The 15,090-nt window shown below is 42.8% G+C and carries 15 protein-coding genes and 1 tRNA gene; 9 read left to right on the top strand and 7 right to left on the bottom strand.

The genetic code is table 11. From position 1 onward, the window contains the following. The first annotated feature begins 10 nt into the window (after window positions 1-10). The 4 genes from ACWQ4X_RS09720 to ACWQ4X_RS09705 all read left to right on the top strand — a co-directional run bounded on the left by ACWQ4X_RS09720 (window position 11) and on the right by ACWQ4X_RS09705 (window position 4,193). Window positions 11-715 (top strand): YfgM family protein, encoded by a 705-nt coding sequence (locus ACWQ4X_RS09720; RefSeq protein WP_457903496.1) that lies wholly within the window; start codon window positions 11-13, stop codon window positions 713-715. Continuing rightward, a complete protein-coding gene (gene bamB / locus ACWQ4X_RS09715) occupies window positions 715-1,863 on the top strand; it encodes an outer membrane protein assembly factor BamB (protein WP_457903495.1) in 1,149 nt (382 codons plus the stop codon). Before ACWQ4X_RS09720 ends, bamB begins: the two co-directional genes overlap by 1 nt. Window positions 1,864-2,027: 164 nt before the next feature. Beyond that, the gene (gene der / locus ACWQ4X_RS09710) at window positions 2,028-3,437 is read left to right on the top strand and encodes a ribosome biogenesis GTPase Der (RefSeq protein WP_100242017.1); all 1,410 of its coding nucleotides are present in this window, start codon (window positions 2,028-2,030) and stop codon (window positions 3,435-3,437) included. A gap of 111 nt (window positions 3,438-3,548) precedes the next feature. Next, window positions 3,549-4,193: a 4'-phosphopantetheinyl transferase family protein gene (locus tag ACWQ4X_RS09705; protein ID WP_457903494.1), complete on the top strand. Its 645-nt coding sequence runs from the start codon at window positions 3,549-3,551 to the stop codon at window positions 4,191-4,193. 48 nt (window positions 4,194-4,241) lie between these two features. Here ACWQ4X_RS09705 and secF read toward each other — a convergent pair whose 3' ends face one another. From secF to tgt, 4 genes are all read right to left on the bottom strand, one after another. Continuing rightward, window positions 4,242-5,210, bottom strand: coding sequence for a protein translocase subunit SecF (secF, locus tag ACWQ4X_RS09700; protein ID WP_457903493.1), 969 nt, complete (start codon window positions 5,208-5,210; stop codon window positions 4,242-4,244). An 8-nt stretch (window positions 5,211-5,218) separates the two neighbouring features. Continuing rightward, the gene (gene secD, locus ACWQ4X_RS09695) at window positions 5,219-7,120 is read right to left on the bottom strand and encodes a protein translocase subunit SecD (protein ID WP_100242020.1); all 1,902 of its coding nucleotides are present in this window, start codon (window positions 7,118-7,120) and stop codon (window positions 5,219-5,221) included. Between the two features lie 53 nt (window positions 7,121-7,173). Beyond that, the gene (gene yajC / locus ACWQ4X_RS09690; RefSeq protein WP_457903492.1) at window positions 7,174-7,503 is read right to left on the bottom strand and encodes a preprotein translocase subunit YajC; all 330 of its coding nucleotides are present in this window, start codon (window positions 7,501-7,503) and stop codon (window positions 7,174-7,176) included. Window positions 7,504-7,602: 99 nt separating this feature from the next. Then, window positions 7,603-8,733 (bottom strand): tRNA guanosine(34) transglycosylase Tgt, encoded by a 1,131-nt coding sequence (gene tgt, locus ACWQ4X_RS09685; protein ID WP_161934354.1) that lies wholly within the window; start codon window positions 8,731-8,733, stop codon window positions 7,603-7,605. Between the two features lie 286 nt (window positions 8,734-9,019). Here tgt and ACWQ4X_RS09680 point away from each other — a divergent pair, with 286 nt between their 5' ends. Next, entirely contained in the window at window positions 9,020-9,946 is a 927-nt protein-coding gene (locus ACWQ4X_RS09680) for a sensor domain-containing diguanylate cyclase (RefSeq protein ID WP_457903491.1), read from the top strand. A 56-nt stretch (window positions 9,947-10,002) separates the two neighbouring features. Here the strand turns inward: ACWQ4X_RS09680 and ACWQ4X_RS09675 are convergent, their stop codons facing one another. Genes ACWQ4X_RS09675 through queA form a run of 3 tightly spaced genes read right to left on the bottom strand, consistent with a single transcriptional unit; the run spans window position 10,003 to window position 12,696 of the window. Next, window positions 10,003-10,569 (bottom strand): LemA family protein, encoded by a 567-nt coding sequence (locus ACWQ4X_RS09675; protein WP_457903490.1) that lies wholly within the window; start codon window positions 10,567-10,569, stop codon window positions 10,003-10,005. Between the two features lie 36 nt (window positions 10,570-10,605). Beyond that, window positions 10,606-11,634 carry a hypothetical protein gene (locus tag ACWQ4X_RS09670; RefSeq protein WP_457903489.1) on the bottom strand — a complete coding sequence of 343 codons (1,029 nt, stop codon included), beginning with the start codon at window positions 11,632-11,634 and terminating at the stop codon, window positions 10,606-10,608. A gap of 24 nt (window positions 11,635-11,658) precedes the next feature. After that, a complete protein-coding gene (gene queA, locus ACWQ4X_RS09665) occupies window positions 11,659-12,696 on the bottom strand; it encodes a tRNA preQ1(34) S-adenosylmethionine ribosyltransferase-isomerase QueA (protein ID WP_457903488.1) in 1,038 nt (345 codons plus the stop codon). Between the two features lie 168 nt (window positions 12,697-12,864). On the opposite strand from queA, the gene ACWQ4X_RS09660 reads away from it, so the two are divergent. The 4 genes from ACWQ4X_RS09660 (at window position 12,865) to ACWQ4X_RS09645 (ending at window position 15,021) form a co-directional block, all read left to right on the top strand. Further along, a tRNA-Leu gene (locus ACWQ4X_RS09660) sits at window positions 12,865-12,951 on the top strand. Window positions 12,952-13,113: 162 nt separating this feature from the next. Then, on the top strand, window positions 13,114-13,647 hold the full coding sequence (locus ACWQ4X_RS09655; RefSeq protein ID WP_457903487.1) for a DUF2939 domain-containing protein: 534 nt from the start codon (window positions 13,114-13,116) through the stop codon (window positions 13,645-13,647). Between the two features lie 19 nt (window positions 13,648-13,666). Continuing rightward, window positions 13,667-14,194 (top strand): hypothetical protein, encoded by a 528-nt coding sequence (locus ACWQ4X_RS09650; RefSeq protein WP_457903486.1) that lies wholly within the window; start codon window positions 13,667-13,669, stop codon window positions 14,192-14,194. A gap of 428 nt (window positions 14,195-14,622) precedes the next feature. Next, window positions 14,623-15,021: a WYL domain-containing protein gene (locus ACWQ4X_RS09645; RefSeq protein ID WP_457903485.1), complete on the top strand. Its 399-nt coding sequence runs from the start codon at window positions 14,623-14,625 to the stop codon at window positions 15,019-15,021. Window positions 15,022-15,090: the final 69 nt, after the last annotated feature.

Raw genomic sequence — 15,090 nt, 5'->3', positions numbered from 1 at the left:
GGGTAGTCTGATGAGCGCATCATTGAGTGAAGAAGAACAACTTGAGAGTTTAAAATCGTTCACGAAAAAATATGGTTCAGCCATGATTAGTGGGATTTTAATTGCGTTGATTGCCTTTTTCGGTTGGGAATATTGGCAAAAGAAAAACCTTGCAGAATCACAAATGCAAACGGCAAAAGTCCAGCAATTGATGGATGATGTGCGCAGCGTGCAAGGTAATCCAAATGCCATAACTGATTTGACTGAAGCTGCGGATAAAATTGTTAAAGATAATCCAGATTCAGCACAGGCGATTCAGACCCAATTTGTCATGGCGAAATTGGCATATGACAATGGCGATTATGCAGCTGCTGAAAAGGCCTTGAAAAAGGTAGAAAACTCTAAAGTCAAAGACGAAGGCTTAACGCAAGTTGTTAAGCTGCGTTTGGCTTATGCACAGTTGGCACAGAATAAATTTGACGATGCACTTAAAACTTTAGCACTTGTGACCGATCCGGCTTTTAAAGCAACGGCAGATGAAGTCCGTGGTGATGTCTATGTGGCGAAGAATGATGTAGAAAATGCGAAGAAAGCTTATCAAAGTGCATGGGATGCATTGGTTGAGCGTAAACAAGAGCGTCAAATTTTACAAATTAAACTCGAAAGTGTTGGCGTTTTAGTGGATGATCCTGAAATCGAACGCCCAATTTTAGAAACACAAGTGGATGAGTCTTAATGGATAGAAAATATAAAATACCGTTTGCACTAACAATTTTGACGCTTGCTTTAGTAGGTTGCTCAAGTAACAAAATTAAAGTTGAAGATGCAAAACCAAGTCCATTACCAAAACTCGAACAATCGAAAAGTCTGGCAACGGTCTTTTCACAAAGTGTTTCATCGACTTCAGAAGCCGATCCACTGCGTTTACAACTTGATATCGATAATGGCGTGATTTTTATTGCCGATCCTAAAGGTGAAGTGACCGCTTACCGTGGCAAAGACAAGGTTTGGAGTAAAAAAGTCTCTAAACAAGGTCTTAGCTCAGGTGTAGAAGCCAAAGATGGCATGGTGATTGTTGGTAACCACAAAGGTCAATTGTTTGCACTGGATGAAGCGACAGGTGAACAAAAGTGGACGGCACAATTAACAGGTGCAATTTTAGCACCTTCATTGGTGCAGTCTGGTCGTGTGGTGACTGTGAGTAATGATGGCACGGTCTATGCGCATGATTTGGAGTCTGGACAGCAAGTCTGGAGTTATGACTTGCCGAATGTACAATTTAGTTTGCGTGGCACATCAACCCCAGTTGCTCTAGATAGCCGTACGGTATTGGTGTCTTCAGCCAATGCTTATGTGTATGCTCTAGATGTTTTAAGCGGCGTGCCTCGCATGCAGCGCCGTGTTGCAGTGAGTGATGGTCGTTCGGATATCCAACGCTTAAATGATGTGGATGGTGATCCAGTGGTGGCGGGTCAGCTTTTAGTGACCACCAGCTTCCAAGGACAAGTGACTGCAACAGATTTGGCTTCACAACAAGTGATTTGGAGTGAAGATGCCAGCAGTACCAAGCGTCCTGAAGTTGCAGACAATAAAGTTTTTGTCGCACAAGCAGATGGCAAACTCACGGCTTATGATTTGGCGACAGGTCAGCAGCTTTGGCAAAATGAACAACTTTTAAACCGTGAATTGAGTAACCCTGTACTCTTTGGTCAAGACTTAGTAGTTGGTGATTTGGACGGTGTTTTACACCTGATTGATCCGAATTCAGGTCAGTTGATTGGACGTGCTAAAACCAGTGGTGCGGTGCGCACATTACGTGTGATTGAAGGTCAACTCACTGTGGCGACACGTAAGGGCACATTTAGCGTTTGGCAGAACCGTTAATTTTTGTCTGCCTTATGTTAAACTAAGCCAAATCCGTATTTTTTTAAACACGGGGTATTTGAGAAATTTCAATGCCCCGTGTTTTATTTAGTATTTTTTAAATTCTTCCATTTTTCTGATGTTCAGACCAGTCCTACTGGCTGATCTTGAATAAAGGTTAAACTATGAAACCCGTAATTGCGCTCATTGGTCGTCCGAACGTCGGAAAATCAACCCTATTTAACCAGATTACCAAAAGCCGTGATGCTTTGGTGGCTGACTTCGCTGGTCTGACGCGTGACCGTAAATATGGCGATGCTGTTTATCAAAACAAGTCCTTCATTGTGGTCGATACGGGCGGTATCGGTGAAAATGAAGGTGGTATTGACTCCTACATGGCTGAACAGTCTAAAACTGCGATCCATGAAGCGGACATCATTATTTTTGTGGTGGATGCGCGTGCAGGCTTATTGGCTTCTGATGAACAGATTGCTCGTGAACTGCGTACCTTAGGTAAAAAAGTTTACCTTGTTGCCAACAAGGTCGATGGTGTACATGCAGAAGCGGCATTGGTTGAGTTCTATAAACTTGGTATGGGCGAACCATTACAGGTTGCTGCAAGTCATGGTCGTGGCGTACAGCAAATGCTGGAAGATGTGTTGGCAGAAGTACCTGAAGATGAAAATCCTGAAGAGCACGACAAAAATACAGGCTTGCGTTTAGCGATTATTGGTCGTCCGAACGTAGGTAAATCAACGCTGGTGAACCGTTTGTTGGGTGAAGAGCGTGTGGTGGCATTTGACCAACCTGGTACAACGCGTGACTCGATTTACATTCCATTTGAGCGTGATGGTCGCCAATACACCTTAATCGATACTGCGGGTGTGCGTCGTAAAGGTAAGGTCGATGAAATGATCGAGAAATTCTCGATTGTGAAAACCTTACAGGCGATGAAAGATGCGCATGTAGTTGTGATTGTGGTCGATGCACGTGAAGGCATTGTAGAGCAAGACTTGCATCTGATTGGCTATGCGTTGGAAGCAGGTCGTGCCATGGTGATTGCGATCAACAAATGGGACAACATGTCTGAGTATGATCGTAAACAATGTAAGTTGGATGTGGAACGTCGTTTTGACTTTATTCCTTGGGCGAAAATTCACTTGATTTCTGCCTTGCATGGTACAGGTGTGGGCGATATGTACCCATCCATCCACCGTGCTTATGAATCTTCACATTTGAAGGTTTCACCTGCAAAATTGACTCAGATTTTAAGTGATGCAACTGACGCGCACCAACCGCCAATGGTCGGCGGTCGCCGTATTAAAATGCGTTATGCGCATATGGGCGGACAAAATCCACCGACAATCGTGATTCACGGGAACAAGGTTGATAAAACCCCTGCAGATTATCGCCGTTACTTAGAAAACGTGTTCCGTAAGGTATATAAACTTGAAGGTACACCAGTCAAGATTGATTTTAAAACTTCGGAAAACCCGTTTGAAGGTCGTAAGTCGAAAGTAGATGAGCGTACGGCAGCACGTAAACGCCGTTATGTACAGAAGTTCAAAAAAGCAGAGAAGAAATTCAAGCGTTAAGCCTCGGCTTAATTCAATAAGAGCAAAAGCCCAAAGTGATCTTTGGGCTTTTCTTTTAGCGATTCGCTGCTGAATTCTTTTAGAATAGGCTCAGGATAAAGGAGGGTAGGTGTGGCAAAATCGATTCATATAGACGTCAGTCGTTTGGAGCAATTTATTCAGTTGCCTGAAGATTTGGAACGGAAAGCCAAAATACAACTGCAAAAGCAGGCCATCTATCAATTCCGCAATCAATTGCTGAGCCAACAATTACAACGAGAGATCCAGAATAGCGATTTCTCCAAGACCGAGTATGGCAAACCCTATTTAGCACACTTCCCGCAGGCTGCTTTTAATCATAGCCACAGTCGAAAGCATTATGCTTTGGCTTATAGTGATACGATTCCACAGGTGGGTGTGGATGTGGAAGATTTGGATCGAGCAGTGCGTTTCGAGGCACTGGCACAGCATGCCTTTCATCCTGAAGAACTCCGTTGTTGGGCTGAACTGGATTATTCCTTGGAGTATTGGTTTCGGGTGTGGACCACCAAAGAAGCCGTGTTAAAGGCGTCGGGCTTAGGTATTCGTCTTACCTTGAAAGAGTTCAATACACAGCTGCATCCGATCCATCATGGTGGCATGTGCCAGCATCCTGATATTGGCAGCTTTGCTTATCAGAACTATGTTTTAGGACAGATGATGCTGACCGTGGCATGGCAGGCAGAGGCGTCTTGTCGTGGCTTTCAGTGGCCGAAGATTCAAATCATTCAGCATTAAAAAAGCCCATCCGAAGATGGGCTTTTGCTTGAGTTTGTTGTTTAGGACTTAAGGAATTTCTTCCTCATCAAACTCAGGTTTGACTTGAACAATAAAGTCTTGACGGTTGAGACCACGCCAAAGTGCAAATGCAGTACCGATATAAATCGATGAATAGGTTCCCACAAAGACACCAATAAACATCGCCACAGAGAACCATTTCAAGCCATCACCACCGAGCACCATCATCGCTACAACCACAAGAAGTAGCGTCATAGAAGTGTGGATGGTACGACGTAAGGTTTCGGTCAGGGCAATATTCACAATTTCACGGGGTTCGGCACCTCGGATTTTGCGGAAGTTTTCACGGATACGGTCAGATACCACGATGTTATCGTTAAGCGAGAAGCCGATCAGCGCTAATATCGCTGCCAATACAGTCAGGTCAAATGGCCACTGCATCAAGGCAAAAATACCAATGGTCACCACCACGTCGTGGAATAATGACAATACTGCACCCATCGCGAGTTTGAACTCAAAGCGAATGGTGACATAGATCAGCATCAGGATCATTGCAAGTGCAACAGCCCCAGCAGAACGAATATACAGCTCATTACCAACCTGTCCACCCACGACATCTACCTTATGCACGGTCACTTCATTATTCGGCAACTGTGCGGCTTTAGTGATGGAATTATTCAGGTCTTCTACAGTGAGATCTTGAGGTGGCATACGCACCAACAAGTCTTTGTTACTGCCCAGTGTTTGAACTACGGCATCTTGGAAACCTGCTTTCTCGAGAGCCTGTACGACTGCCGTTTGATTAGCGGGTTGCGCATAGTTTAATTCGGCAGAGATACCGCCTGTGAAGTCCAAACCTAAGTTCAGACCACGAGTCACAATAAAGAAAATACTGGCAATGGTCAGGATGATCGAGAAAATTGCGGCAGGTTTCGCAATTTTCATAAAGTCGATTACGCGCTCATCATCTGGGCGACCATATTGTTTTGATTTAGGTTGAGTCATGTCAGTCATCATTGATCTCCTTAAATGCTCAACTTCTTCAAGTCACGCTTTTTGCCATAGATCAATTGCACGATCGCACGCGTTACTGTAATGGCAGTAAACATCGAGCAGACAATACCAATCATCAAGGTGACAGCAAAGCCTTTGATTGGACCTGTACCAATCGCAAACAAAATGAAAGCAACCAAGAAGGTGGTTAAGTTCGAGTCTAAAATGGTGTTATAGGCTCGGTCATAACCAGCAATAATTGCTTGCTTCGGTGAAGCCCCCCATTTCATTTCCTCTCGTATTCGCTCACAGATCAGGACGTTGGCATCGACCGCCATACCAATGGTGATGACGATACCGGCAATACCCGGCAGGGTGAGGGAAGAGCCAATCCAAGACATGACGGTTAAAATCATGGCCAAGTTGAACACCAAGGCAAAGTTGGCGATTAAACCAAACAGACGGAAGAACACCACCATCCAGATGGCCACCAGCAAGAAACCGATTTGGGTAGATAACACACCCTTGTCGATGTTTTCTTGACCGAGGCTAGGACCAACCACACGTTCTTCTACGAAGTACATTGGCGCAGCCAAAGCACCCGCACGTAACATCAATGCCAACTCCGCCGCTTCTTGTGGTGAATCTAGACCTGTAATACGGAATTGCGAGCCCAGTACCGCTTGAATGGTTGCAGCATTGATCACTACAGATTCTGCATACGGTGTACGCACTTCAGTTTGTGCACCGGTTTTCGGATCGGTCACATAGCTAATCTTCTGTTTATTTTCAATAAACAAAACCGCCATACGTTTGCCAACCGCATTACGCGTCGCATCTGCCATGAGCTTACCACCCGCGCTGTCGAGGGTAATATTGACCTCAGCACCGCCGGTATCTTGGCTAAAGCCAGAAGAGGCATTTTGAACACGTTCACCCGTCAGAATACGGTTACGGTTCAGTAATAACTCACGACCACTGTCGAGTGATTGGTAAGCAAAAACTTCAGTGCCTGGAGGCAGCGGTTGACCATTAGATTTACCCGTATATGGGTCGATATATTGGTCGTTTTGATCAGATACGAGACGGAATTCAAGATTCGCAGTACGGCCTAAAACACGTTTTGCTTCAGCGGTATCTTGTACGCCTGGCAATTCCACCACAATACGGTTATTGCCTTGCGTCTGTACCAATGCTTCGGCAACACCCAACTCATTAATACGGTTACGTAATGTGGTTAAGTTTTGATTGACGGCATAAGATTGAATTTCTTGCTTACGGGTGTCGGTATACGTCAAACGCAAGCTTGCGCCTGTATCTGTAGCAACTGCTTGTTGAGCAAATTCAGAGTTATTGCTGCGTAAGAAGCCCATGACTGCATCACGGTCTGCATTGTCTGCAAATTGCAGGGTGATGGTATTGTTATTCAATGAAAGACTATTGAACTTCAATTTATTATCACGCAATTGACGACGCAGATCGGTTGCCGAAGTTTCCATACGCTGGCTAATCGCTTTGTCCATATCCACTTCAAGCAAGAAGTGAACACCACCACGTAAGTCCAAACCCAGCTTCATTGGTTTTGCACCAATTTTCTGCAACCACTCAGGGGTGGTTGGCGCAAGGTTGAGGGCCACGACGTAGTTGTCTCCAAGACCACGACGTAAGGCATCTTTGGCTTTTAACTGAGCTTCAGATGAATCTAGACGCAGTAATGCAGCGTTATTGGTAAAGCTATTGTCATGCGTTGCAATATTTTCGCTTGTTAAAATTTGCTCTGCTTTTTGTATGATGCTTTGGTCAATTTGAGTACCAGCTTTGGCACCTGAAATTTGAACAGCAGGTTCATCAGGATACAAACTTGGCAGGGCATATAATGTACTGATTATGAGAACGACGATAATCAGTAGATATTTCCATGCTGGGTAACGCATTTGTTTTCTTCTTAAAATGAAAAAGTCGTGCGAGGTGCACGACTATTTTTTGATTAAAGGTTATTTAATGTGCCTTCAGGAAGAACTGAAATCACACTGGCGCGTTGAATTTTCACTTCTACACCACGGTTTAATTCAATCACTGCAAAATCACCTTCAATTTTAGTAATTTTACCCATCAAACCACCAGCGAACACAACTTCGCTACCCACACCTAAGCTTTCAACCAAAGAACGGTGTTCTTTAGCACGCTTAGATTGCGGACGCCAAATCAGGAAATAGAAAATTGCGACGAATACCGCAATCATCAGTAAGTTAGCCATCAGGCTTGGTTGTTGTGCAGCTTCACCTGCTGCGTGAGCAGTAGAAATAAAAAGGCTCATTTCAATTTCCTAAACAATAAAACTGGTATCAATTTGATAATAAATAGACTTGTTCTGCAATTTACCTTGTCTTTTTCTTCAGCGCAAATGCTAGAAGAATTAATCTTGTGGGCAAGGTGGTACTTCTAAGCCACGACGTTGGTAAAAGTCTTCCACAAAGGCATCAAACGTCCCATTGTCGAGCGCATCACGAATGTCTTGGGTGAAGCGTTGGTAGTAACGAAGGTTGTGGATAGTACCCAACATTGAACCGAGCATTTCGCCACATTTTTCTAAATGGAACAGGTAGGCGCGGGTAAAGTTTTTGCAGGTATAGCAATCACAGTGTGGATCAAGCGGTTGCTGATCGAAACGGTATTTACTGTTACGGATACGCACTAAGCCATCTGTCACAAAGTAGTGACCATTACGTGCATTACGCGTCGGCATCACGCAGTCAAACATATCGACGCCACGACGGATGCCTTCAACGATGTCTTCAGGCTTACCCACACCCATTAAATAGCGAGGTTTGTCCGCAGGCATTTTGACTGGGAGATAATCCAGCACCTTGATCATTTCTTCTTTGGGTTCACCGACTGACAATCCGCCAATCGCATAACCATCGAAGCCAATCTCTAGCAAACCATTTAAAGATTCGTCACGCAGGTCTTCGTACATGCCGCCTTGAATGATCCCGAACAAGGCATTGTTATTTTTCAACTCATCGTGATGATGTGTTTTACAACGCTTTGCCCAGCGCAATGAAAGTTGCAACGATTTTTGTGCTTCTTCATGGGTCGCAGGATAAGGCGTACATTCATCAAAAATCATGACGATGTCAGAATTCAAGGTCTGTTGAATTTCCATTGAAATTTCTGGAGACAAGAAAACTTTAGAGCCATCAATTGGAGAGCGGAAGGTCACACCTTCTTCTTTAATCTTGCGCATGGCGCCAAGACTGAAGACTTGGAAGCCGCCAGAGTCGGTCAAAATAGGCTTATCCCATTTCATGAACTCATGTAAGCCACCGTGTGCTTTAATCACGTCTAAACCTGGACGTAAATAAAGATGGAAGGTATTGCCTAAAATAATTTGCGCTTGAATGTCTTCGACATCGCGTGGCAGCATGCCTTTAACTGTGCCATAGGTGCCGACTGGCATAAATACTGGTGTTTCAACCACACCATGTTCAAGCGTTAAGCGACCACGGCGTGCACGCCCTGACTGCGCTAGTTTTTCAAACTTCATACAAATTCCAAATCAAGGCGAAAAAACAGTTCGCTGATTGTTCGAGCTAAAAGAGCGCTATTTTCCTTGATTCTGCGACTAAACGCCAGTTTTGTGATGTATTGATCTGTTAAATCAGATTAGCCGCACCAAATGATATAAATAAGTTAGTGTGATGTGTATCTCGCAAATTATTGTTGTGCAATGATTTGTTTCTCTTTTACCCATAAATGGTGATTAAATTAAGCTTCGTTTTAGTGTTTACTGCTTGTTTTATGCTGAGATGAATGTTCCTAGGGGTGGGGGTATGAGTGAATTAAAAGAGTGGGAGTTTTATAAAACACTGCTTGAAACGACCAATGCAATACCATGGCAAATTAATTGGGATACTAAAGCGTTTAGCTATATTGGACCGCAAATTGAGAGCCTATTGGGCTGGCCACAAGACAGTTGGAAATCTGCACAGGACTGGATTGACCGTATGCATCCTGATGATCGGGACAAAACGGTGGGCATGTGTATCAATTTATCGGATGAAGGCACAGACCATGAGGCAGATTATCGTGCCTTAACTCAAGATGGCGGCTATGTCTGGATTCGCGATGTGGTGCATGTGATTCGTGAAAATGACCGCACCATTGCGATTATTGGCTTCATGTTTGATATTTCTGAGCGCAAGCGCATGGAATTAGAACTCGAAGAACTGAATAAAAAGAATCAAGAACTGTTATTGCTCGATTCATTAACCCAAGTGGCGAATCGCAAAGCGCTAAATGAACGCATCGAACATGAATTTAAACGGGCTGAGCGCAACCATCGTCCATTGTCTGTGCTATTTATCGATATCGATCATTTCAAACAATATAACGATGAACACGGACATTTGCAGGGGGATCGCTGTCTGATTGCGGTGGCGCAATTGCTGAAAAAGATGTTCAGTCGCGCCTATGACTTTGTGGCACGTTTTGGTGGTGAGGAGTTTGTGGTGATTTTGCCAGAAACCACCTTGGATGATGCCGTGATGTTGGCGGAATGTTTCCGTAAGTCAGTCACACATCTGACCATTCCAAATCTTAGTGAAGAATTGCCTGCTGATGTGACCGTGAGTATTGGGGTGAATACCCATGGTGCTGGGCAAAACTACTTGAATGTGTCTAACTTTTTGCAATCGGCAGATGAGTTGTTGTATCAGGCTAAAGCTGAAGGTCGTAATCAGATTTGTTATTACTCTTAAATTAAAAAAACAGCATGGTTCGCCATGCTGTTTTTTGTTTTAATTGATGAAAATTTTTAGAAGTTTGGTCGATAATCAAAATTCTGCATGGCTGCAGTATCACGGAATGGTCGAATCGCTTTCTTGCCTACAGTCATGGTATTAATGATGTTGTGCGGAAAGATCTGAATCTGGTTGTTAAATAATTCAACATTGCGATTAAAAATGGTAATCGCAGCACCGACATTTTCATTTTGCTCTTCAATTTCATTCATCATTTTCAGATAAATTTCATTGGCTTTGAGTTCGGGGTAATTCTCGACCACCACATTTAAACTGTGCATCAATTCTTTATTCAGATTTTCAATATGCTGAAGCTGAGTCACATCGGCATTGTTTAGATTTAAATTCAGAATGTTTTGACGTAATTCGGTGACTTTTTCTAATGTGCCTTTTTCAAAGCTTGAATATTGTTCCACTAGTGGGGTCAGGGCATCTAAAATTTTGATTTTTTGACGTTCGTAACTGGCAACATTGGACCACGCACGAATGGTGGCATTGTGATGGCGCACAATGGTGTTCCGAATCAGAATGGTTGCGACAACTGCCAGAATAATCAGCAATAAAAAAATGAATAGCCCCACGCCGTTCCCCTTTATGGTTGTGCTTTATAGTGATGGTTATTTTAAAAGCTGTAATAAGTCAGATTTTAACTGTTCTAGATACGGTAATTTAAATGTACGTAAGTGTCCACGTAAACTGGAAATATCTTGAATGTTTTGCGCCTTACTGGAAATCTTAAATAAATCGTGAGGTCCTAGATAGCACAGTACATTGCTTTCAGGATGAAACATTAAATCCCCAGCACGATGTTCAAAGAAGTCAGAAATTCTCAGGATTCTTGCAGGGGTAAGGGTTTTTGCCATCTGCATTTGATCACAGCCGTAAAACTTCAAACGTTGATTGGTTTGAATGTCACTGGTGTGCCAAGCGAATGAATAGGGATAACCAAAAGATTTGCTTGCCGTAGTAATGGCCAAGCCAGGCATTTCAATATCAAACACAAATACCCCCCAAAGATCACGATGCACTTCCTGTACTTTGACCTGATTGCCATCTTTGTCTTTCATGCGCATTTCATTGACGTAATGATACTGGAACACCAATACCTGATGGGCCTGCCCCTGTTCGTCTGTCCAGACGGTACTGGCATACAGTGGAAACTCATTCGACTGCGAGCCTTGCTCAAACAAGGGAAATAGGCGTTTTAAATGTGCAATAAATAAAACAGGATTTAAAGGAATGGAAATATGTTGCGGCTGACGGTGATACGCCAGTTGGTATTTTTGCGCAATCGTTTGTTGTTCTAAATAATCGATGACTTCTTCAATCGGGTCGTCATCTTCATAACAAATATACGCCCAGAACAGCATTAATGCACCGCAGAATAAACTGGCTTGTGCCCAAATACTGCTGGGTTGAATCAGGATAGCCAACATGAAAAGACCACCTGCAATCGCGAGTAAGCATGGCAGGGTATTTTCAAACTTTAAGGTCGTGGGTGCATTCCAAGGGTGTAAGCCGTCGAGGATGTCTTGATGGCTGTGTGCTTGACGCCCCACATCCCAAAGCCGAGCAATATTGTGAAACACCACCTGATTCTTTTTACGGCGAATATGAATCGAATGTCGCACAGTATCCATCGGCATAAGCGGGCACAGTCCTTGTTGTAATTATCCTGTATAGCGGTCAATCAACATCGCATCGCCATAGCTGAAGAAACGATATTGTGCCGCTACTGCATGTTGGTAGGCATTCAAAATGTTATCGCGATTGGAGAGTGCCGAAACCAACATCAGTAAAGTCGATTCAGGCAAGTGGAAGTTAGTAATGAGACGGTCAACCACTTTAAAGTCATAACCTGGATAAATGAAAATTTGCGTGTCACCGACCCAAGCATCGAGTACACCGCCATGTGCTTGTGCTGCACTTTCCACGGCACGGGTTGCCGTGGTACCTACAGCAATGACTTTATTGCCACGCGCTTTGGTTTGACGGATCAGCTCAACCGTTACAGCGGGAACATCACACCATTCGCTGTGCATAATATGATTGGCAATATCATCGGTACGAACTGGCAGGAACGTGCCTGCGCCCACGTGCAATGTCACAAATGCTTTATTGATGCCTTTGGCTTCTAGTTTTTCTAATAAAGTTTGATCGAAGTGCAAGCTGGCAGTAGGGGCAGCCACACTGGCCAGTTTAGTCGGATCATTAAATACCGTTTGATAGCGTTCAGTATCAATGGCTTCCGCTTCACGGTTGAAATACGGGGGAATCGGTAACTGACCACAACGATCCAAAACGTCTAGAATCGGCTGCGAAAATTCGACAATGAACAGATTTTCATGGCGACCTTGCACCGTGACTTTAATTTCTTCTGTACCGATAAACAGTTCCGCACCCGCTTTCGGTGAGTTGCTGGCTTTAATATGGCAATGCGCGATATGGGTATCTTGCAGACGCTCGACCAGCACTTCAACGGCACCACCTGTGGCACGCTTGCCTTTGAGTCGTGCCTTCATCACTTTGGTATCGTTCAGAACCAACAGATCACCGTCATTGAGTAAATCTAGAATGTCGGTAAATTGATGGTCGTGATATTGACCTTGCGCATCTAAATGTAGCAAACGTGATGCACTACGCGTGTCTAAAGGGTATCGAGCAATCAGCTCATCAGGGAGATCAAAATTAAAGTCAGAAAGTTGCATGACACATTTCGCTAAAAAAACTGGCTGTAGTATATGCTTTTTTTGATTTTTTGCTTGAAATTGATTAAATAAGAATCTAAAAAATATTTTCTGCTTTAAAATTAATCAAATGCGATCAAGTGGCGTTGACAAGTTTTTCAAACAGGGTAATATACCCATCAACACCTACCCGAGGTGGTGAAATTGGTAGACGCGGCGGACTCAAAATCCGCTGTCAGAGATGACGTGTCGGTTCGAGTCCGACCCTCGGGACCAAATATTAAAGAGCCCTCAAGCACATTAAGACTTGGGGGCTTTTTTATTGTCTCCATCTTTTCTCTCTGGCCTTAATCACTTTTTGATGATCTTTTTCAGCTTTTGAATCTTTTCATAACAGGCTATGTTATGACAGAAGGTCACATGATTTGGAAAAGAACAATGAATAAGAAAATGGCTTGGTCCATAGTCGGGCTGCTGCTGATTATTTTCGCTTATTTCTATGCCACGCCTTATCTGGTGTTAAATAAGATGAAAAATGCCGCTCAAGCAGGAGATAGTGCCAAAGTCTCTGAATATATTGATTATCCGAGCGTACGAAAAAGTCTAAAAGATCAGATCAATTCGCACATGCTTCAAGAGCTAGGCATCAATGAACAAAGTCGTTTGGCGAATTTTGGACAAAAGCTGGCTTCGACGCTGTTAGATAATATGATCGATCATGTGGTGACACCAGAGGGAATGACGATGGTGTTACAAGGGCAAGGTCTAAAAGAAATCTATAAAGCGAAAGTCACACAAGAAACTACTGAAGTCAAACAACAACATAAGCCCCAATATAAAGCAGGGTATACTTCTTGGCAGAATTTTGAAGTACAGATTCAAGCTCCTGAGTATTCAAGAGGGGTCAAAATCAATATGGTACGAGATGGTTTGAGTTGGAAGGTTAATCAGGTTAGCGTTCCATTGCAGTAAGTAAGTTTAGAGTAAGTCGATGTTTGGTAAACAGAAAATACAACCAACACCTAAGCAGCCAGTTAAAATGATACTGGCGATTGGGTTGGTTGTAGCAGCATTATTCGCGAGTGCGGGTGTGTTTTATTATTATGTCATTTTTGTGCCAAAGCTCGAGCAGCAAAAACTTGATTTGGAACAACAAAAAATCAAGCAAAAGCAAGAAGAGCAAAAGGCACTCAAGAAAAAACAATGGCAAGCCGAACAGCGCAAACAGGTTTATCAAAATTGCCTGAATGATGCGGAGCAGAGTTATAACAATCGCTGGGCGAATACTTGTCAGCAGATTGTTGAGCAGAATCAGAACAATCTAGAGCAATGTTTAAATGATCGTCGGGTCATGCTCAATCCATTTAAGGGCGAAGCTTACTGTTTAGAATTGTTTGGCAAAACTGAATTCAATGCCAATTGTGAGCTGCCAGTAGACGTTGCTGATCAATTAGAGCGAGATCGGATAAAGGCTAAACAGACCTGTGCCAGTGAAGCTCAAAATATGGTGTTCCAGTAAAGCATTATTTAATCTCCGAAGTACTTGAATTGGCATATTCCCCGATTCAAGTGTTCGGTATTCTTTAAAGAGATACCGCGATTGCTGTTCTATAAAGGCTTTATTTTTTTTAAATGTCGTGAATTGGAAAAATATTTAATATAAATGATAGCGATAATACGTTTCCTAGTTTATGACATGTATATTTCATCTATCGATCTAAACTGTGTTTGCATAAAGAAATTAGAAAATTAACTGAACATCACTTCAAGAGAAAATAATTCAAGTAAATTGCATAATGACATCGTATCTATAAATCTATTTTTGATATTTAGTTAAAATTGATACTAAATTTGAATCAATTATTGAAAAGCAGTTTGCTACAATCGCGCATTCTTTCAAACTATTCAAAATAGATAAAGAATTTAACACACATAAAGAGGTGCGGTTTGAAGGCTGAAATTGCGGGCACTGTTTTGACGGTGGTTTTATTTGCTGGTTTGGTTTGGGTTGGGCGCAGAAAGCTCAAGCATGATGCTGTGTGTCCGCTAAGTCAAATGGAGCAAGCACTTCCTGCTCATGTCGAGGAGCCTGCCTGCGTATGTGAGCCATGTAAAACCCTTGAAATTTTATATCAAAATTCGAAAGGTCAAATGACGATTAGAGATATTGATGTGCTTCGTGTCTATCAAGAAAATCAGCAATGGCATGTTGAGGCATTTTGTCACTTACTGACAGAGCAACGTATTTTTAAGGTTGAAAAAATTAAATGCTTAAAATGTCCAAAGCATTGTTCTCGTTTAATTAATTCGGCTGAAATTTTAGAATATTTAACTAAGCATATTTAAAATTAAAGTGGTTCTGTTGCTTGGTGAAAATAGAGAGATTTATGTAAAAAATAAGATTTAAATTATTTT

The sequence above is a fragment of the Acinetobacter sp. NigerLNRRAM0016 genome (assembly GCF_054112845.1).
The sequence above is the reverse complement of the archived record's forward strand: the minus strand, read 5'-3'. Positions and strand labels throughout refer to the sequence as shown.

Coding starts and splice junctions, on each gene's coding strand:
- ACWQ4X_RS09720 (WP_457903496.1), top strand. CDS start 11: ATGAGCGCATCATTGAGTGAAGAAGAACAACTTGAGAGTTTAAAATCG.
- bamB (WP_457903495.1), top strand. CDS start 715: ATGGATAGAAAATATAAAATACCGTTTGCACTAACAATTTTGACGCTT.
- der (WP_100242017.1), top strand. CDS start 2,028: ATGAAACCCGTAATTGCGCTCATTGGTCGTCCGAACGTCGGAAAATCA.
- secF (WP_457903493.1), bottom strand. CDS start 5,210: ATGATGACTGACATGACTCAACCTAAATCAAAACAATATGGTCGCCCA.
- secD (WP_100242020.1), bottom strand. CDS start 7,120: ATGCGTTACCCAGCATGGAAATATCTACTGATTATCGTCGTTCTCATA.
- yajC (WP_457903492.1), bottom strand. CDS start 7,503: ATGAGCCTTTTTATTTCTACTGCTCACGCAGCAGGTGAAGCTGCACAA.
- tgt (WP_161934354.1), bottom strand. CDS start 8,733: ATGAAGTTTGAAAAACTAGCGCAGTCAGGGCGTGCACGCCGTGGTCGC.
- ACWQ4X_RS09680 (WP_457903491.1), top strand. CDS start 9,020: ATGAGTGAATTAAAAGAGTGGGAGTTTTATAAAACACTGCTTGAAACG.
- ACWQ4X_RS09670 (WP_457903489.1), bottom strand. CDS start 11,634: ATGCCGATGGATACTGTGCGACATTCGATTCATATTCGCCGTAAAAAG.
- queA (WP_457903488.1), bottom strand. CDS start 12,696: ATGCAACTTTCTGACTTTAATTTTGATCTCCCTGATGAGCTGATTGCT.
- ACWQ4X_RS09655 (WP_457903487.1), top strand. CDS start 13,114: ATGAATAAGAAAATGGCTTGGTCCATAGTCGGGCTGCTGCTGATTATT.
- ACWQ4X_RS09650 (WP_457903486.1), top strand. CDS start 13,667: ATGTTTGGTAAACAGAAAATACAACCAACACCTAAGCAGCCAGTTAAA.